This is a genomic window from Rhodococcus jostii NBRC 16295, from assembly GCF_001894825.1.
Taxonomy (GTDB): domain Bacteria; phylum Actinomycetota; class Actinomycetes; order Mycobacteriales; family Mycobacteriaceae; genus Rhodococcus_F; species Rhodococcus_F jostii.
In genome coordinates, this window is sequence record NZ_BCWY01000025.1 from 72002 (window position 1) to 90067 (window position 18066).

Annotated in this window: 14 protein-coding genes and 3 riboswitches; of the genes, 7 read left to right on the top strand and 7 right to left on the bottom strand. The window is 67.5% G+C overall.

Going from position 1 to position 18066, the window contains the following annotated elements:
* Nucleotides 1-51: 51 nt before the first annotated feature.
* Entirely contained in the window at nucleotides 52-1329 is a 1278-nt protein-coding gene (locus RJ1_RS17915; RefSeq protein ID WP_073362125.1) for a hypothetical protein, read from the bottom strand.
* Between the two features lie 120 nt (nucleotides 1330-1449).
* Nucleotides 1450-2103, bottom strand: a complete 654-nt coding sequence (locus RJ1_RS17920) for a TetR/AcrR family transcriptional regulator (RefSeq protein ID WP_073362192.1) — start codon at nucleotides 2101-2103, stop codon at nucleotides 1450-1452.
* Between the two features lie 77 nt (nucleotides 2104-2180).
* On the opposite strand from RJ1_RS17920, the gene RJ1_RS17925 reads away from it, so the two are divergent.
* The 3 genes from RJ1_RS17925 (at nucleotide 2181) to RJ1_RS17935 (ending at nucleotide 6115) form a co-directional block, all read left to right on the top strand.
* Entirely contained in the window at nucleotides 2181-3074 is an 894-nt protein-coding gene (locus tag RJ1_RS17925) for an SDR family oxidoreductase (RefSeq protein WP_073362127.1), read from the top strand.
* Nucleotides 3075-3104: 30 nt separating this feature from the next.
* Nucleotides 3105-4619, top strand: a complete 1515-nt coding sequence (locus RJ1_RS17930; RefSeq protein WP_073362194.1) for a flavin-containing monooxygenase — start codon at nucleotides 3105-3107, stop codon at nucleotides 4617-4619.
* Nucleotides 4620-4756: 137 nt separating this feature from the next.
* Nucleotides 4757-6115, top strand: a complete 1359-nt coding sequence (locus RJ1_RS17935) for an MFS transporter (RefSeq protein ID WP_073362129.1) — start codon at nucleotides 4757-4759, stop codon at nucleotides 6113-6115.
* A 49-nt stretch (nucleotides 6116-6164) separates the two neighbouring features.
* Here RJ1_RS17935 and RJ1_RS17940 read toward each other — a convergent pair whose 3' ends face one another.
* The 5 genes from RJ1_RS17940 to lipA all read right to left on the bottom strand — a co-directional run bounded on the left by RJ1_RS17940 (nucleotide 6165) and on the right by lipA (nucleotide 11773).
* Complete coding sequence (locus tag RJ1_RS17940; protein ID WP_073362131.1) at nucleotides 6165-7388, bottom strand: amidohydrolase; 1224 nt, start codon at nucleotides 7386-7388, stop codon at nucleotides 6165-6167.
* A 43-nt stretch (nucleotides 7389-7431) separates the two neighbouring features.
* Complete coding sequence (locus RJ1_RS17945; protein WP_073362196.1) at nucleotides 7432-8169, bottom strand: hypothetical protein; 738 nt, start codon at nucleotides 8167-8169, stop codon at nucleotides 7432-7434.
* Nucleotides 8170-8194: 25 nt separating this feature from the next.
* Nucleotides 8195-8923, bottom strand: coding sequence for a DUF5058 family protein (locus RJ1_RS17950; protein WP_073362198.1), 729 nt, complete (start codon nucleotides 8921-8923; stop codon nucleotides 8195-8197).
* 84 nt (nucleotides 8924-9007) lie between these two features.
* Nucleotides 9008-9108, bottom strand: a riboswitch (glycine riboswitch).
* A 3-nt stretch (nucleotides 9109-9111) separates the two neighbouring features.
* Nucleotides 9112-9203: riboswitch (glycine riboswitch) on the bottom strand.
* 201 nt (nucleotides 9204-9404) lie between these two features.
* Nucleotides 9405-10778, bottom strand: coding sequence for a dihydrolipoyl dehydrogenase (lpdA, locus tag RJ1_RS17955; RefSeq protein WP_073362133.1), 1374 nt, complete (start codon nucleotides 10776-10778; stop codon nucleotides 9405-9407).
* 35 nt (nucleotides 10779-10813) lie between these two features.
* Nucleotides 10814-11773: a lipoyl synthase gene (gene lipA / locus RJ1_RS17960; RefSeq protein WP_073362135.1), complete on the bottom strand. Its 960-nt coding sequence runs from the start codon at nucleotides 11771-11773 to the stop codon at nucleotides 10814-10816.
* A gap of 303 nt (nucleotides 11774-12076) precedes the next feature.
* Nucleotides 12077-12168: riboswitch (glycine riboswitch) on the top strand.
* Nucleotides 12169-12290: 122 nt separating this feature from the next.
* On the opposite strand from lipA, the gene gcvP reads away from it, so the two are divergent.
* Genes gcvP through glyA form a run of 4 tightly spaced genes read left to right on the top strand, consistent with a single transcriptional unit; the run spans nucleotide 12291 to nucleotide 18065 of the window.
* On the top strand, nucleotides 12291-15245 hold the full coding sequence (gene gcvP, locus RJ1_RS17965) for an aminomethyl-transferring glycine dehydrogenase (protein WP_073362138.1): 2955 nt from the start codon (nucleotides 12291-12293) through the stop codon (nucleotides 15243-15245).
* On the top strand, nucleotides 15242-16357 hold the full coding sequence (gene gcvT / locus RJ1_RS17970; protein ID WP_073362140.1) for a glycine cleavage system aminomethyltransferase GcvT: 1116 nt from the start codon (nucleotides 15242-15244) through the stop codon (nucleotides 16355-16357). The genes gcvP and gcvT overlap by 4 nt, the downstream gene beginning before the upstream one ends.
* 38 nt (nucleotides 16358-16395) lie before the next feature.
* Entirely contained in the window at nucleotides 16396-16800 is a 405-nt protein-coding gene (gcvH, locus tag RJ1_RS17975) for a glycine cleavage system protein GcvH (RefSeq protein WP_073362142.1), read from the top strand.
* On the top strand, nucleotides 16797-18065 hold the full coding sequence (gene glyA, locus RJ1_RS17980) for a serine hydroxymethyltransferase (protein WP_073362144.1): 1269 nt from the start codon (nucleotides 16797-16799) through the stop codon (nucleotides 18063-18065). The genes gcvH and glyA overlap by 4 nt, the downstream gene beginning before the upstream one ends.
* Nucleotide 18066: the final 1 nt, after the last annotated feature.

Here is an 18066-nt window from a genome sequence, read left to right on the forward strand (position 1 = left end):
GCGCCTACCCGTGCGCAACGTCACATCCATCCATTGGAAAGTCGGCACCGGCTACGGCTGCGCCGGGGACAGCTCCCAGCCGGTGCTCATGTCGCGGGCGAGGTCGGGCACCCGCCGCAGCACCCGCTGACTCTCGACGAAGTCGCGAAACGGGATGGCGAGCAGAGCCCGCAGTTCTCCCGGCCGGCCCTCGGCGAGTCGCTGGTAGGACGACGCGATGTCGCTGACGATGTACTGCCAGCGCGGTTCCCGATCGGCCCAGTTGAAAGCGGGCAGCGGTGTGCGGAGACGGTAGTGCGAGCCGTTGGCGTCGCCGGTGACCGACATCGGCGCAACCTTCCCCGGTGCACGCGAGCCGGGAACCGAGGGCTGCGCCGCCAGAGTGGTGGCATAGGTGAGTGCCCGGCCGACACCGTCCCGGGCCGCGGCGGTGACGTCCCACTGATCGGCGATGATCTGATTCTGTTCCCGCGACGCCATCCGGAACAGGGCGTCGACGTTCCCCGCCGGCGTCCCCGAAAAGATGCCGTTCCAGGCGATCTCGGCGTTCTCGTCCAGCAGCCCGGAGGCGGCCATCTCCTCGACGGCGGCCCTGCCCTCGTTCAGATACGCCTCGTGCATGGGCACCATGTCGAAATAGATGTGCTTCTGCATCATCAGCAGACGTTTCTGATACCAGTCCATGTCCTCGGCGGTCATCGCCGGACCGACGGTGGCGAGCGTTCTCGGGTCCGGGGGCAGCAGCGTCATGGCCTCGCCGGGCAACCCGCCGACCGTGGACGCGACGGCGTTGCCGAGCGCATGGACGGCGTCCACGCCGAGCACGGTCCGGCCGAGGTCGAGGTCCCAGAAGCCCGCGGCGAACGACCCTCCCGCCAAACCCGCCATGCCGGACCAGTAGAGCTCGGCGCGCTGGAGTTGGTACCGGCCGTAGTTCTCGTAGACGCGGTCGACTACGGCGGCGTTGGCGAGCAGACCGGCATTCGGATCCCACGCGGCCAGGTCGATTCCCGACGCTTCGCTTCCCCGCGCGAGCCAATACTGTTGCAGCAGAGCCGCATACCGTGTCGCGGCAACTCCGTCGGCGCGAGCCGACGCCAGCGCGGCACCGAGCGCGGCGGAGTCGGTGGGCAGCCGAGGGTCGAGGCCGCCGATCGACTCGGCCGCCGCGTTTGCCGGCGTGATGTCGAGGAGGCTCTCGTAACCGGTGGCGTGTGCGACGGCTGGCATCGGCGCCGCGAGTACGACGACGCCGAGCAGCGCGACGAGCACCGAGCGGATCGTCGTGGTGCGGACCCACGGTGATTGGCAGTGCACAGCACCGGGCATGTCAGGTATTTAACAACATATATGTGATGGTGTCCGGTATTTGCCCGAATTCCCCCTGGCACACGTAATTCCAGGTCACCCCATGTGAGTGGCAATGTGTGCGCCGGCACGCATTGCCACTCACATGGGGTGGGGGCCGAGCCTGCCCAGGACGGCCGAGAGAATGGTGTGCGAGCTGTCGATGACGGACTCGATCGGCTGCGGGTTCTCGGCCAGCACCCACTGCTGGGCGATCATCAGCACCGCGCCCACCAGGCCGGTCGCGAGCGTGCGCAGGTGGGGGTCGGGGAACGCGGCCTGGTCGACGGCCGGCCCGATGACGACGAGAACGGCATCCACGAAGGACCGGGTGACGCGGCGGTAAGCGATGTCGACCTCCGGCCCGACACCCAGGACCTCCTGGAACGCGATCCGCGGGATGCGCGGGTCTTCGGCGACGGACTCGAAGAACGCGGTCAGCGCGCCGCGCACCCGGGCGTCCAGATCGGCACCGCCTTCCCCCGCGCCGCGCAGGACGCTGTCGCGCAGACTGTCGGTGACACTCGCATACGCCGCCAGCAGTAGGGCCTCGCTGTCGTCGAAGGACTCGTAGAAGTAGCGCTTGGTCAACCCCGCCGTGGTGCAGATCTTCTCGACCGTCGCGGTCCGGTATCCGCTGGTCCCGAACACCTCGACGGCAGCGTCGACGAGGCGCACGCGGCGATCTTCCTGCCGCTGCCGGGGGCCCGCACCGCGGTAGGTGCGGCCCGTCTCGTCGAGCCTGGGCGAACTCACGCCCCCCATATTGACACCGCACAGTTCCAGATACAAACTGACACCGAACGGTGCCAGATCACACGCCAGGAGATCGCATGCCCACGCTCAGGAACAAAGTCGCACTCGTCACCGGCGCCGCGCGTGGCATCGGAGCCGAGACCTCCCGCGCCCTCGCCCGCAAGGGCGTCAAACTCGTTCTGATCGATCTGGACGCCGAGCCGCTGAAGGCCCTCGCCGCCGAACTCGGTGACGACGTCGCGCTCGCCGTGGCCGCGGACGTCTGCGATCTGGCCGCCGTGCAGAAGGCCGTCGACGCCGGTGTCGCGAAGTTCGGCGGCATCGACCTCGTTCTCGCGAACGCCGGAATCGCCAGCTTCGGCTCGGTGATGCAGGTCGATCCGGCCACGTTCAAACGGGTCATCGACATCAACATTCTCGGCGTCTTCTACACCGTCCGGGCTGCGCTTCCGTCCGTGATCGAGCGCAAGGGCTACATCCTGGTCGTCTCGTCACTCGCCGCGTTCGCGCCCGCAGCCGGTCTGACGGCGTACAACGCCAGCAAGGCAGGCGTCGAACATTTCGCCAACGCCCTCCGTCTCGAGGTCGCCCACCGCGGCGTCACCGTCGGCTCGGCCCACATGTCGTGGATCGACACCCCGCTCGTCCAGGACGCGAAAGCCGACCTCACCGCCTTCAACCAATTTCTCGCCGCTTTACCCGGACCGCTCGGCAAGACGACGTCGGTGGATTCCTGCGTCGACGCGTTCGTGGACGGCCTGGCCAAGCGGAAACGTCGCGTGTATGTGCCACGGTGGGTCGGACTGTTCGGCTGGCTGAAAGCGGTGGTGACGTCGCGCGTCGGGGATCGCACCTTGCTGCGCCCCGTTCCCCGAATCCTTCCACTGATGGACGAGGAGGCCGCGAAGCTCGGCCGGTCCACCAGCGCACGTAATGTCGCTCTCGACGACGTCGCCGTCGACCCGAAGTAGCCACCCTTCCCCGCCAGCGAGAGAGTGTTCATGTCACACACCGATACCGCCGCCGACACCACCGGCGCGAAAGCGCCCGTCGAACATCTCGACGTGCTGATCATCGGCGCCGGACTGTCCGGGATCGGTGCCGCATACCACCTGCAGGACAACTTCCCCCGCCGCACCTACGCGATCCTGGAGAGCCGGGAGTCGATCGGTGGAACGTGGGACCTGTTCCGCTACCCCGGCATTCGTTCCGACTCCGACATGTACACGCTCGGCTACCGATTCAAGCCGTGGGAGAACGACAAGTCGATCGCCGACGGGCCGTCGATCCTCGAGTACGTCAAGGGCACGGCGGCCGAGCACGGCATCGACCGGAACATCCGGTTGCGGCATCGGGTGGTCCGCGCCGAGTGGTCCACCGCCGACGCGCAGTGGACGGTCGACGCGGAGCGCACCGACACCGGTGAGAAGGTCCGGTTCACCGCCGGCTTCCTGATGTCCTGCAGCGGCTATTACCGCTACGACGAGGGCTACACCCCCGAGTTCCCGGGCATCGACCGGTTCGCGGGGCAGGTCGTGCACCCGCAGAAGTGGCCCGAGGACCTCGACTACGCGGGCAAGCGCGTCGTCATCATCGGCAGCGGGGCCACCGCGGTGACGCTGGCACCGTCGATGGCCGCCGAGGCCGCACACGTGACCATGCTGCAACGGTCGCCGACTTACATCATCTCGATGCCGGCGAAGGACAAACTGGCCAACAAGCTCCGACGGCACCTGCCCGCCCGGCTCGCGTACGCGCTCACGCGGCTGAAGAACGCGTCGGTCGCGACGGCGATCTACCAACTGTGCCAGCGCTATCCACAGTTCATGAAGGGGCGCATCCGGCAGATGCAGGAGAAATGGCTGCCGAAGGGGTACGACATCGACACCCACTTCACGCCCCGGTACAACCCGTGGGACCAGCGACTGTGCCTCGTGCCCAACGGAGATCTATTCCGTTCCATCCGGAACGACGAGGTGTCGATCGTGACCGATCACATCGACACCTTCACCGAATCCGGTATCACGCTGAAGTCCGGTGAGGTGTTGCATGCCGACATCGTCATCACGGCAACGGGTTTGAACCTGCTCGCGTTCGGCGGGATGACGCTCGCCGTCGACGGCCGCGACATCGACCTCACCGAGACCATGGCGTACAAGGGGATGATGCTCAGCGGGGTGCCCAACTTCGCGTTCGTCATCGGCTACACCAACGCGTCCTGGACGCTCAAGGCCGACCTGGTGTGCGAGTACGTCTGCCGTCTCCTCGCGCACATGGACGACAACGGATTCGCGCAGTGCGCCCCGGAGCGGGACAGTGCGGTCGACGAGGAACCGTTCCTCGACTTCGCCGCCGGTTACGTGCTGCGGTCGGTGGAGTCGTTCCCGAAGCAGGGGTCGAAGGCACCGTGGCGGCTGCGGATGAACTACTTCCGCGACCTGGTGACCCTGCGGCACGGCAAGGTCGTCGACGACGCGATGGTCTTTGCGGCTCCGCCGCCCGTGAGTACTTCTTAACCACGGGCGGTTAACAAGTACTCACAGGTGCATTCCGACATTCGGAAGTGAAGTTGGAAACGAGTGATCTGTCCGCCACGGTAAGTGGGTCGTGAGCCACATCACAGCCCACCTCCGAGGAAGAGCAGGTCCCGCACATGCAATTCGACCTACGCGAACGCATCGACAACAGTCCGATGACGCGTTACCAATGGGGCGCCATCGCCATCTGCGGTCTACTCAACGTGCTCGACGGTTTCGACGTCCTCGTCATGGCGTTCACCGCGCAGTCGGTGTCGCAGGAATGGGACCTGTCGGGCTCGGTCGTCGGCCTGCTGCTCAGCGCCGGACTGTTCGGCATGGCCGCTGGGTCGCTGTTCCTGGCACCGTGGGCGGACACCATCGGTCGCCGCGCCATGATCCTGCTGTGCCTGGCGCTCGCGTCGACGGGCATGCTGCTGTCGGCGGTCAGCCAGAACGCGATCCAACTCGGCCTGCTCCGCGCCCTCACCGGCGTCGGTATCGGCGGAATCCTCGCCAGCAGCAACGTCATTGCCAGTGAGTACGCGTCGAACCGCTGGCGCGGGCTGGCCGTGAGCCTCAACTCCACCGGCTACGCCGTCGGCGCGACGGTCGGCGGAATCATCGCCGTCGTGCTGCAGAATTCGCTCGGCTGGCGCACGGTGTTCCTGTTCGGCGGGCTGTGCACGGCCGCGATCATTCCCGTCGTCTATGCGCGGCTACCCGAATCGATCGACTTCCTGCTCGTCCGGCGACCGGCCAACGCCCTCGACCGCATCAACGCCTTCGCCGTGCGGGTCGGTCAACCACGCCTCGACGACCTGCCCACCCTCCGTGCCACTGCCACCGCGGACGCCGGTTTCGCGGTGCGCGTCCTCCTGTCGCCCGAGCGGCGCCGCAGCACGCTGCTGGTGTGGTTCGCGTTCTTCATGGCGATGTTCGGCTTCTACTTCGTCACCAGCTGGACCCCGAAACTGCTGGTCGAGGCGGGCATGTCCGCGAACCAGGGCGTCACCGGCGGAGTGCTCCTCAACCTCGGCGGCATCTTCGGCGCCACCCTCCTCGGCGCACTGTCCGCGCGGTTCGCCCTGAAGCGCGTGCTCATCGCCTACATGGCGACCGCCGGTCTGCTCCTGGTCGTCTTCGTCCCCGCCACCGCGTCCATCGTCATCGCGTTCGGGCTGGGCGCCCTGATCGGCGTCTTCGCCAACGGGTGCATCGCCGGGCTGTACGCGATCACGCCGTCGGTCTACTCGCCGTCCGTCCGCGCCACCGGCGTCGGCTGGGGCATCGGCATCGGCCGCGTCGGCGCCATCGCGTCACCGATCGTCGCCGGCGCTCTCCTCGACCGCGACTGGTCGCCCACCCAGCTGTACATCCTCGTCGCCGCGTCCTTCGTCCTCGCCGGACTCGCGGTCTCGCGGTTGCGGTTCGAGAAGACCGGCACGGACGCCGGCGCCACCACCGCTGCTCCGCTGGGCGCTTCGCGCCCGTGAGTGGTTGACGAGTGCAGAGACTCGCTAACCACTCACGGGCCCGGAGGGCCTAGATCCCGACCTTCGACAGGATGGCGGTCATCGCCGCCTGGACGCCGGTGGAGAGGGTGGGTTCCGCGACGGGGGCGAAGAACGGTGAGTGGTTCACCGGCACCGGCTTTCCGCTGTCGAGGGTCTCCGCGGTGTGGCCGCCGAACATCCAGAAGACCGACGGCACCCCGATCGCCTCGGCGAGGAGACCGAAGTCCTCCGAACCCATCATCGGCGACGACGCGATGACGTTGTTCTCGCCCAGCACCTTCCGCAGCTCGGCGACGAGTTCGGCGGTGGCGTCGGGATCGTTGTAGTTGCGCGGGAACGTGTACAGCTCCTCGATCAGCGGCGTCGGCGCCCCGGACGCGTCGGCCTCGGCGTAGATGATGCGGCGCAGCGCGGCGTTGACCTGTTCGCGCACCTCGGGATCGAGGGTGCGCACGTTGATCGTGAACTCGGCGCGGTCCGCGATGATGTTCTCCTTCAGTCCCGCGTGGAACGTCGCGACCGTCACCACCGCCGACTTCAGCGGGGAAACCTCGCGGGACACGATGGTCTGGATGCGGTTGATCATGTTGACGCCCTGAATGATCGGGTCGATCGAATCCTGCGGCTGGGAACCGTGCGAGCCCTGCCCGTAGACGGTGACCTTCAGGGAGTCGGCCATGGCCATCGCGGCGCCACTGGTCACGTGCACGGTTCCGGCGAGCATCGGACCGACGTGCTGCCCGAAGACGATCTCCGGCTTCGGCGCCCGATCCCACAGTCCGTCCTCGACCATCGCCTTCGCTCCGGCTGCGGTTTCCTCGCCCGGCTGGAACAGGAACACGATCGTGCCGGCCCACGCCTCCCGTGCTCCGGCGAGCAGTTCGGCGACGGTGAGCAGGGTGGCGACGTGCGTGTCGTGGCCGCAGCCGTGCATCACGGGCACCTCGGTGCCGTCGTCGAGGTGTCCGGTCGCGACGCTGGCGTAGTCGACGCCGGTGTCCTCGGCGATCGGCAGTCCGTCCGAATCGGCACGGAACGCGACGGTGGGGCCGTCGCCGTTGGTCAGGACACCCACCACACCGGTGCCGCCGCAGACGAAGGTGTCGATTCCCAGGGCGACGAGGGAACTCTGGATCAGTTCGGCGGTCTTGTGTTCCTGCATCGACAGTTCGGGATTCGCGTGCAGGTGCCGATAGAGGTCGTGCATCTTCGTCCGCAGCTCGTCGGTGAGCGCGATCGGCATGTCGGTCATGGAGCCTTCTTTCGAATCAGGTGTAGGTGACGCGTATCGATTCTTACTCGATGGTCGCGAGCTCGGCGGGGCCCTGGTCGTTCTTGTTCCGGAGGAACCAGGCGAGGACGGCCGTCACGATCACCGCGATGGCGGTGGACGACAGGGCGAGGCTCGGCATCGCCGGGACGACGACGAACGTGATGATCGCGGCCACCAGCAGCGCGATCACGGTGGCCCGGGGCTGCTTCATCGAGACGATCGCCTGCACGAGGACCGCACCCAGGACCGAGGGCAGGATGTACGAGCGGGTGACGCTCACGATGTCGGCGGGTATCACGCTGATCAGCCAGGTGCCCAGCACACCGACGAACACCGCCAGCGACACGAGGTGCACCATCGCGGCGCCGCAGATCGCGAGGACCGCAGCAAGTTCGGCCCGCTTGGTTCCCGGCTTGGCGCCGATGTTCGTCTGCGCGATGAGCGCGGCCGGCAGCAGCTTGTTCGCGATGTTGCCGATCATGAACGCCTGATACATCGCGGCCGGGCCGAGGATCGGAAAGTAGGTCAGCGGCTCGACCAGCCAGATGATGAAGAACGTCCCGGCCACCGCGGCGAACGCCGTCCACAACTGAGCGGCGGTGACGTCTACGTCACCCGAGAAGACCAGGTACAGAGGCGCACCGATCGACAGGAGCAACCCGAGGATCATCGTGATGCGACCCCAGCGGGACGTCGTCTTGTCGAACTCGGCGAGCGCACGTTCTCCGGTGGCCACTGCCACCGCGTCATCCGTAGTCATCGGGGAACCTTTCGCAGTGGTCATGTCAGGACGTGGCCAGGTAGGTGACCGTGAGCGCGACGAGGATCGAAATGCCCAGTCCCCATTCGCGAAGCCAGCTCTTGCCGAAACGCTGGGCCACGAAGAGGCAGGTGCCCATCGCGACGGCGGACGCGGCGAACGCCACGATGTGATAACTGGACTTCGTCAGTTCCTGAAAGCCCAGCGACGCGAACGCGCCGATCAGCGCCGCGGACGGAACCACGGCCATCAACGCCGGATTCACCGTGCGGATCTTCGCGTCTCCGCGTTTGAGCAGCGGCGTGAGGATCAGCGCCGACAGCATCCACATCACACCACCGATGCTCATGGCGAAGAACGCGACGACGAACACGTTCTGGGTATAGCTGTCGGCGCCGAGTTTCGCACCCATGGAGTCCGCGGCGATACTGGCCGCGGACACGTCGTAGGCGGCGGAACCGATCAGTCCGATGCGTGCCAGGACCGCGGGTGTGCCGAAGAGCGCGAGCAGTGCGATCGCCACGAGGCACACGGCGAGGGACGGTCCGATCGCCGACACGGCGCCGGAGCGGAACGACACTTTCATGTCTTCCGGTGACATGTCCGCAACCGGTGCGACCTTGCGGACCGCGGTCATGTAGATCGCCGACTGCACGACGATGATGACGAAGATGCCGACCACCGCCACCCAGAGCACGGGTGCATTGGCGATGGCCATGATGTTCGTGGATGCCCCACTAGCAGACACGTTCATGGATCTCCCGGGGAAGGTGAGCAACCGGGTACCGGTTGCCGAGCGTGGGAAGGCGATCCGGTGGATCACCTCGGTTGACACCCGCTCTGTTCCGTGACCTGAGAGTTTGGAGACACACTCGTGGGAGTGGTCATCGTGCCCCGTCGGTGAGTGTGCCGAAACCGTCGACACACTGCTCTCCAGAGTTCCCGACCCTGACTGTCCTGGTGCCTGAGAGTGTGTGGGTACTTGCTCCTTCGGCGCCCGGGACTCGGTCCCGGAACTCTCCAGCCAGGTTCATTGGGAGGAACCACCGAGATGGTTCCGAGTCGAACCGACTCGAGACGTACTGTTTCGCAGACGTATTACGGCAGCATGACTGCACCGTTCCATCGTGTTAAATGGGGCTCCTTTGCGGAAATCACCAGGGCGCGTTCGCATACCGAACATCCCATGTGAGTGGCAATGCGTGCGCCAGCACACATTGCCACTCACATGGGGGTCAGGCGTGGACATGGAGAGGCTTGCCGGCCACTGCCAGCAGGGCCTCACCGAGTGCCTCGCCCTGCGTGGGATGGGCGTGCACGAACTTCGCCGCCCGGGCCGCCTCGACCTGGAAGTTGTACATCAGCTGCGCCTCACCGATCAGCTCGCCGACCCGGTCGCCGACCATGTGCACGCCGACCACCACACCGTTCGGCGCCACCACGAGTTTGACCGCCCCCGACGTCTTCAGGATCTGACTCTTGCCGTTGCCGGCGAGGTCGTAGGTGACGGTCTCGATGCCGTCACCGAACTTCTCCCGCGCCGCGGTCTCGGTCAGCCCGACCGACGCCACCTCGGGGTGGGAATAGGTGACCCGCGGGATCCCGGTCTCGTCGATGACGTCCGGACGGAGCCCGGCGATCTCCTCCGCCACGAAGATGCCCTGCTGGAAACCGCGGTGCGCGAGCTGCAGCCCGGGGACGATGTCGCCGACCGCGTAGACGTTCGGCACCGTGGTGCGCAGTCGGTCGCTGGTCACCACGAATCCCCCGTCGAGGACCACACCGGTCTCCTCGTACCCCATCGAGGCGGTGTTCGGACCGCGGCCCACCGCGACCAGCACGACGTCGGCGTCGAGCACGTCACCGGAGTCGAGGGTGACGGACACCGCGTCGTCGTCCTGCGTCACCCCGGTCACCCGGACGCCGGTCTTCGCGGCGATCTTGCGACGACGGAACGCCCGCTCGAGATACTTGGACACCGTCTCGTCCTCGTTCGGCACCAGCCTCGGCATCGCCTCGACGATCGTGACCGACGCCCCGAACGACGCCCACACACTGGCGAATTCGACGCCGATCACGCCACCGCCGAGGATGATCGCCTTCCTCGGGACCGACGGCAGCACGAGTGCCTGGTCACTGGTGACGACCCTGCCACCGACGGCGATGCCCGGCACCGTCTTCGGGGACGAACCCGTCGCCAAAATTACGGCGGCACCGGTGATCAGCTCGCCGTCGACCTCGACACCGTTGGGCCCGACCAACCGTCCGCGGCCGTTGACGACGGTGATGCCGTACGAGTCGACGAGGCCCTGCAGGCCCTTGTGCAACCGGGTGACGATCGTGTTCTTGTAGCTCAGCACCTTCTCGAGGTCGACACCCTCGAACGTGGCATCGACCCCGAACTGTGCAGCGGTGCGGGCACTGTCGGCGACCTCGGCGGCGTGCAGCAGCGCCTTGGTCGGGATGCAGCCCTGATGCAGGCAGGTGCCACCGAGTTCGTTCTCTTCGATCAGAATCACCGAGCGGCCCAGTTCGGCCGAACGGATGGCGGCAGCGTAACCGCCGGAACCACCGCCGAGGATGACGACATCTGCAGATCGGTTGGACATGAGAAACTCCTAGCTGGACGAGACGGGGGATGAGTTCAGAGGGTCGAGGTGGCGGCGACGGCGTCCGCGTGCAGGCGGCCGGCCCGGTACGACGACCGGACGAGCGGACCGGACAGGACGCCGAGGAATCCGATCTCGCGGGCGGTCTCGTCGAGCATGACGAACTCCTCGGGTTTCGCCCACCGGTCCACCGGATGGTGCCGGGCCGACGGCCGCAGATACTGGGTGATCGTGATCAGCTGACAGCCGGCCGCATGCAGGTCCCGGAGGGCCTGGATCACCTCGTCCGTGGTCTCCCCCAGCCCGAGGATCAGGTTCGACTTGGTGATCAGACCGTCCTCCCGCGCGCGGGTGATCACGTCGAGGGACCGCTCGTAGGTGAAGGCGGGCCGGATGCGACGGAAGACGCGGGGAACGGTCTCCACATTGTGCGCCAGCACTTCCGGGCGAGTGTCGAACACCTCGCGGAGCTGCGCCGGGTCGGCGTCGAAGTCGGGGATCAGCAGTTCGACGCCAGTTCCCGGGCACAGCTCGTGAATCTGCCGGACCGTCTCGGCGTACAGCCAGGCACCGCCGTCGGACAGATCGTCGCGGGCGACCCCGGTGACGGTGGCGTAACGAAGTCCCATGGACTGCACCGATTCCGCGACGCGCCTCGGCTCACCCCGATCCAGGTCTGCCGGCTTGCCGGTGTCGATCTGGCAGAAGTCGCACCGCCGGGTGCACTGGCTGCCGCCGATGAGGAACGTCGCCTCCCTGTCCTCCCAGCATTCGAAGATGTTGGGGCATCCCGCTTCCTGACACACCGTGTGGAGGTTTTCGCGTTCGACGAGCGCGGCGAGCTTCCGGTACTCGGGCCCGGTCCGCACCTGCACCTTCATCCACGGAGGTTTGCGTTCGACCGGGGTTTGGGCGTTGCGGATCTCGAGGCGGAGCAAGCGCCTGCCGGCCGGGGCGAGCGGAGTGACGGGGGATGGCGCTGGGGAGGTGGTCATGGAGGAGCTCCTTCGATCGGCCGAGACCGATCGGTATGGAATGTCGGACGGCGCGCGGGCGGCGCCACTCGACGGGAAGTGTGAAGGGAAGGCGAGCACACGACGACAACCGTTGCAATTGTGGCTGTCTGGGCTCTCATCGCTGTGCGTGTGCGGTCACGTCCGAGCGAGGATCAGTCGAGGATGCCAAATGACGAGGCGTTTTGGCAACACCGTCGGCGTCTGGCGGCCGCGGGGGAATCCGGGGGAGACAAACCTGTGGAGCCTGTGTACTGTTTGGCCAACCACAACTGAAGACGCCGTTGACGCGCAGCGGGAGAACCTCCTTTTCGGAGGCGCCGTAGGAGCAACTTCCTCCCCGGGAATCTCTCAGGCCCCAGTACCGCAGCGCAGAGGCAACTCTGGAGAAAGAATCGGCCGCACGGCCGGAACTTACCGAAGGTGAAGAGCACGCCGCGCACGCGGTACGCCCAAACTCTCAGGTTTCAGGACAGAGCGGGGAGGTGCCCCCTTGTCGATGTCCGGTGCGGTCCGGACTCAACGAAACCGGAGTCACCTCGTGTCAGTAGAATCCCGTATCGCGCCGCTCGGCGCGCCCCTCACCAGCGATTTTCCGTCACGCCACATCGGCCCCGACGCTTCCGCGACCCAGCGCATGCTCGGCGCCCTCGGGTACGACACGCTCGATCAGCTCATCGACGCGGCGGTGCCCGACCAGATCCGCAGTTCGGAGCCCATGGACCTGCCCGCGGCGCGGTCCGAGCAGCAGGTGCTCTCCGATCTTCGGACGCTGTCGGAGCGCAACGAGACCCGCGTGCAGATGATCGGCCTCGGCTACTCCGACACCATCACCCCCGCTGTGTTGCGCCGGAACATGCTCGAGTCGCCGGCCTGGTACACGGCGTACACCCCGTATCAGCCGGAAATCTCCCAGGGCAGACTCGAGGCGCTGCTCACGTTCCAGACCGTCATCGAAGACCTGACGGCCCTCCCCCTCGCCGGCGCATCACTGCTGGACGAGGCCACCGCGGTGATGGAGGCGGTGCTGCTGATGCGGCGCGCGAACAAGGCGAAGTCCGGCACGAACCGGGTCGTCGTCGACGCCGACTGCCTGCCGCAGACCCTCGCGGTGGTGCGCGGCCGGGCCAAGTCGGTGGGCATCGACGTCGAGGTGACCGACTTCGCCGGCGGACTCCCGGACGGTGACCTGTTCGGTGTCGTGTTCCAGGCGCCCGGCGCGAGCGGACACGTGCGCGACCTGGCCCCGCTCATCGCCAGCGCCAAGGAGCGTGGTGCGCTCACCACGGTCGCGGCCGATCTGCTGTCGCTGACGCTCCTCACCCCGCCCGGTGAGCAGGGCGCCGACATCGCGGTGGGATCCGCCCAGCGTTTCGGTGTTCCCCTGTTCTTCGGTGGCCCGCACGCGGGCTACATGGCGGTGCGCAGCGGGCTCGAGCGGATGCTCCCCGGCCGGCTCGTCGGGGTGTCCGTCGACGTCGACGGCAAGCCCGCGTACCGGCTGGCGCTGCAGACCCGCGAACAGCACATCCGGCGTGACAAGGCGACCAGCAACATCTGCACGGCGCAGGCGCTCCTCGCCAACGTCGCCGCCATGTACGCCGCCTACCACGGGCCGGAAGGACTGCGCGCCATAGCGACTCGGGCGCACGGACACGCTGCCGCCGTCGCGGGCGGCCTCCGCGCGGCCGGACAGTCGGTGGTCCACGACAGCTTCTTCGACACCGTGCTGGTGCGCGTTCCGGCCGGGGCGCGGGAGGTCGTCGACCGCGCCGACCGCGACGGCATCAACCTGAGACTGGTCGACGCGGACCACGTGGCGATCGCCTGCGACGAGTGCACCACCGACGAGATCGTGGGCCGTGTGCTGTCCGCGTTCGGCGCCGGAGTCCAGGCGGGCACGCCCTCACAACTGCCGCAGTCGCTGCTGCGGACGTCGGATTACCTGCGGCACCCCGTGTTCCACGAGCACCGGTCCGAAACGGCGATGCTGCGCTTCCTGCGTGCGCTGTCCGACAAGGACCTCGCCCTCGACCGCACCATGATCCCGCTGGGCTCCTGCACGATGAAACTCAACTCCGCCGTGGAGATGGAGCCGATCAGCTGGCCCGGGTTCGCGTCCATCCACCCGTTCGCCCCGGTCGAGCAGACCAGCGGCTACCTGCAGCTCATCCGCGGGCTCGAGCGGTGGCTGAGCGAGATCACCGGATACGACCGGGTGTCGTTGCAGCCCAACGCCGGATCGCAGGGTGAGCTCGCCGGACTGCTGGCCATCAACGGCTACCACGACAGCCTCGGAGAACCCGACCGGGACATCTGCCTCATCCCGCAGTCCGCGCACGGCACCAACGCCGCGTCCGCGGTGCTGGCCGGCATGCGGGTGGTGGTGGTCGCGACGGCGTCGAACGGCAACATCGACTTGGACGATCTGCGCGCGAAGATCGCTGCGCACGAAGGCAAGATCGCCGCGATCATGCTGACCTACCCGTCCACGCACGGTGTGTACGAGAACGACGTGCGGACGGTGTGCGATCTCGTGCACGAGGCCGGCGGCCAGGTGTACGTCGACGGCGCCAACCTCAACGCTCTCGTCGGTCTGGCCCAGCCCGGGAAGTTCGGCGGCGACGTGTCGCACCTGAACCTGCACAAGACGTTCTGCATCCCGCACGGCGGCGGTGGCCCCGGCGTCGGGCCGGTCGCGGTGCGCAAGCACCTGGCGCCGTTCCTGCCCGGCAACCCGCTCGGCGGCGATCAGCTCGGCACCCCGGTGTCGGCGGCGAACTACGGGTCCGCCGGGATCCTGCCGATCACCTGGGCGTACATCGCGCTGATGGGCCCGGAGGGGCTGACGGAGGCCACCAAGACCGCGGTGCTGGCCGCCAACTACGTCGCGAAGGCGCTCGACGCGCACTTCCCCGTCCTCTACACCGGGCCCTCCGGTCTGGTGGCGCACGAGTGCATCCTGGACCTGCGCCCGGTCACGAAGGCGACCGGTGTGACCGCCGAGGATGTGGCAAAGCGGTTGATCGACTACGGTTTTCACGCCCCCACCCTGTCTTTTCCCGTCAACGGCACGCTGATGGTGGAGCCGACCGAATCCGAGGATCTGGCCGAGCTCGACCGGTTCATCGAGGCGATGATCTCGATCCGCCGCGAAATCGATCTGGTCGGCGACGGCGTCTGGCCGCTCGAGCGCAGCCCGCTGCGTCAGGCCCCGCACACCGCGGAACAGGTCACCGCCGACACCTGGGATCTGCCCTACCCGCGCCACCTCGCCGCCTTCCCGGTCGCGTCGCTTCGCGGCGGCAAGTACTGGCCTCCGGTGCGCCGCATCGACGGCGTGCACGGCGACCGCAACCTCGTGTGCTCGTGCCCCGCGCCCGCGGCCTTCGAGAACACCACCGACATCGATTCTCCGGCCATCGCCGAGACCCCCGAGGAGGCCTTCGCATGACCCTCACCACCACCCCCGCGTCCCCGCTCCTGAGCGAGCACGGCGCGCTCGGCGCCCACTTCACCGACTTCGCCGGCTGGCAGATGCCGCTGAAGTACGACAGCGAACTCGCCGAACACCATGCCGTCCGCAAGACCGCCGGACTGTTCGACCTCTCGCACATGGGTGAGATCGCCGTCACCGGACCCGAATCCGGTGCACTTCTGGATCACGCACTCGCCGGCGAGCTGTCCAAGATCGGCGTCGGCCGCGCCAAGTACTCGCTGCTCTGCAACGCGGACGGCGGCGTGATCGACGACCTCGTCGTCTACCGTCTCGCCAACGAGCATTTCCTCGTGGTCGCCAACGCCGCGAACGCTCCGGCGGTGTCCCGCGAACTGGTGGCCCGCGCCGAGGGGTTCTCGGCAACGGTCGACGACCAGTCGGCGGAGACCGCGCTGATCGCCGTGCAGGGACCGGCCGCCCAGGAGATCGTGCAGTCCCTCGTCCCCGACCGGCAGGTCGAGGCCGTCGCGGTCCTGAAGTACTACGCGGTGACCCGCGCGGTCGTCGCCGGCATCGACGTCCTCCTCGCCCGCACCGGCTACACCGGCGAGGACGGATTCGAGCTCTACGTCCCGAACGACCAGGCCGTGCAGTTGTGGCGCGCGCTTCTCGACGCCACCGCGGCCCGTGACGGCGTGCCCGCGGGGCTCGCCTGCCGCGACACCCTGCGGCTCGAGGCCGGCATGGCGCTCTACGGGCACGAGCTGACCCTCGACACGAACCCGTACGAGGCCGGTCTCGGCAAGGTGGTCCGGCTGAACAAGGAGTTCGTCGGCCGGGATGCCCTGCAGACGTTGTCGGAGCAGGCGCCGCAGCGGGTGCTCGTCGGCCTTGCGGGCACCGGTCGCCGGGCCGCCCGCGCCGAGTACACCGTCCATGACGCGTCCGGCGGAACCGCGATCGGGACGATCACGTCCGGCGCCCTGTCGCCGACGCTCGGACATCCGATCGCGCTGGCGTTCGTCGACATCGCGCTCCGCGAGCCCGGCACCGAACTGACCGTCGACATCCGTGGCAAGAAGGAACCGTTCGTGGTCACCCCGTCGCCGTTCTATCGCCGTTCCTGAACCGTCCCCACATCCTTCAGCCCTGAAAAAGGACAACCATGTCTTCAGCAGCCTTCCCCGACGACCGCAGCTACACCGACGACCACGAGTGGGTCCTGATCACGCCGGGCGCCGCTCTCCCCGACGAGCCCGTCCGGGTCGGGATCACCTCCGTCGCCGTCAACTCACTCGGTGAACTCGTCTTCGTCGATCTGCCCGAGGTCGGTGCCACCATCGTCGCCGGCGAGGCGTGCGGTGAGGTCGAGTCGACCAAGACCGTCTCCGAGCTGTACCCGCCGGTCAGCGGTCGGGTGACCCTGATCAACTCCGCCGCCGTCGACGACCCCGGTCTGGTCACCGCGGACCCGTACGGGGAGGGCTGGCTGTTCGCCGTCCAGCCGTCCGACGCCGGAGAACTCCTCACCGCCGCCGAGTACGCCGAGAAGAACGGAGTGCAGGCATGAGCGTCCTGAACCACGATCTCGCCGATTTCGATCCGGATGTGGCCGCACTGATCGGCAAGGAACTCGAGCGTCAGCGCACCGGCCTCGAGATGATCGCGTCGGAGAACCACGCGCCGCTCGCGGTCATGCAGGCGCAGGGTTCCGTGCTCACCAACAAGTACGCCGAGGGGTACCCCGGACGCCGCTACTACGGCGGGTGCGAGCACGTCGACTCCATCGAGCAGCTCGCCATCGACCGCGTCAAGGCCCTCTTCGCCGCCCAATACGCCAACGTGCAACCGCATTCCGGCGCCACCGCGAACGCGTCGGTGATGCACGCGCTGATCAAGCCGGGCGACACGATCCTCGGTCTCTCGCTCGCCGACGGAGGCCACCTCACTCACGGCATGCGCCTGAACTTCTCCGGCAAGCTCTACAACGTGGCGGCGTACGGGGTGTCCGAGAAGGACTACCTGATCGACATGGACGAGGTTGCGAAGGCGGCCCGCGAACACCGTCCGCAGCTGATCATCGCCGGCTGGTCGGCCTACCCGCGCCAGTTGGACTTTGCTCGATTCCGGGAGATCGCGGACGAGGTCGGCGCCTACCTGATGGTCGACATGGCCCATTTCGCCGGACTCGTGGCCACCGGATTCCACCCGTCTCCCGTGCCGCACGCGCACGTCGTGACGTCGACGACGCACAAGACCCTCGGCGGGCCCCGTGGCGGGATCATCCTGACCAATGATGCGGCCATCGCGAAGAAGATCAACTCCGCCGTCTTCCCCGGCCAGCAGGGCGGACCCCTCGAGCACGTGATCGCCGGTAAGGCAACGGCATTCAAGATGGCCGCCGAACCCGCGTTCGCGGAACGCCAGGAGCGCTGCCTCGACGGGGCGAAGGTACTCGCCGAGCGACTCAGCCGCCCCGACGTCAAGGAAGCCGGAATCAGCGTCCTCACCGGCGGAACGGACGTGCACCTCGTCCTCGTCGACCTCCGCGACGCCGACATCGACGGACAGCAGGCCGAGGACAGGCTGGACGCGATCGGAATCACCGTCAACCGCAATGCCGTTCCGTTCGACCCGCGGCCGCCGATGGTGACGTCCGGCCTGCGGATCGGCACACCGGCACTCGCGACGCGCGGTTTCGTCCGGGACGATTTCGTGAAGGTCGCCGACCTGATCGCCCAGGCCCTCGTCGCCCCCGCCGACGCGGACACGACCACACTCGCCGCCGAAGTGCGGGCGCTGGCCGACAAGTACCCGCTCTACCCGGGTCTGTAAG

Excerpts from the sequence above, each read along its gene's own strand:
- gcvH (WP_073362142.1), top strand. The coding sequence starts at position 16,396 with ATGTCTTCAGCAGCCTTCCCCGACGACCGCAGCTACACCGACGACCAC.
- lpdA (WP_073362133.1), bottom strand. The coding sequence starts at position 10,778 with ATGTCCAACCGATCTGCAGATGTCGTCATCCTCGGCGGTGGTTCCGGC.
- glyA (WP_073362144.1), top strand. The coding sequence starts at position 16,797 with ATGAGCGTCCTGAACCACGATCTCGCCGATTTCGATCCGGATGTGGCC.
- RJ1_RS17945 (WP_073362196.1), bottom strand. The coding sequence starts at position 8,169 with ATGACTACGGATGACGCGGTGGCAGTGGCCACCGGAGAACGTGCGCTC.
- RJ1_RS17940 (WP_073362131.1), bottom strand. The coding sequence starts at position 7,388 with ATGACCGACATGCCGATCGCGCTCACCGACGAGCTGCGGACGAAGATG.
- RJ1_RS17930 (WP_073362194.1), top strand. The coding sequence starts at position 3,105 with ATGTCACACACCGATACCGCCGCCGACACCACCGGCGCGAAAGCGCCC.
- RJ1_RS17950 (WP_073362198.1), bottom strand. The coding sequence starts at position 8,923 with ATGAACGTGTCTGCTAGTGGGGCATCCACGAACATCATGGCCATCGCC.
- gcvT (WP_073362140.1), top strand. The coding sequence starts at position 15,242 with ATGACCCTCACCACCACCCCCGCGTCCCCGCTCCTGAGCGAGCACGGC.
- RJ1_RS17925 (WP_073362127.1), top strand. The coding sequence starts at position 2,181 with ATGCCCACGCTCAGGAACAAAGTCGCACTCGTCACCGGCGCCGCGCGT.
- gcvP (WP_073362138.1), top strand. The coding sequence starts at position 12,291 with ATGTCCGGTGCGGTCCGGACTCAACGAAACCGGAGTCACCTCGTGTCA.
- lipA (WP_073362135.1), bottom strand. The coding sequence starts at position 11,773 with ATGACCACCTCCCCAGCGCCATCCCCCGTCACTCCGCTCGCCCCGGCC.
- RJ1_RS17935 (WP_073362129.1), top strand. The coding sequence starts at position 4,757 with ATGCAATTCGACCTACGCGAACGCATCGACAACAGTCCGATGACGCGT.
- RJ1_RS17915 (WP_073362125.1), bottom strand. The coding sequence starts at position 1,329 with ATGCCCGGTGCTGTGCACTGCCAATCACCGTGGGTCCGCACCACGACG.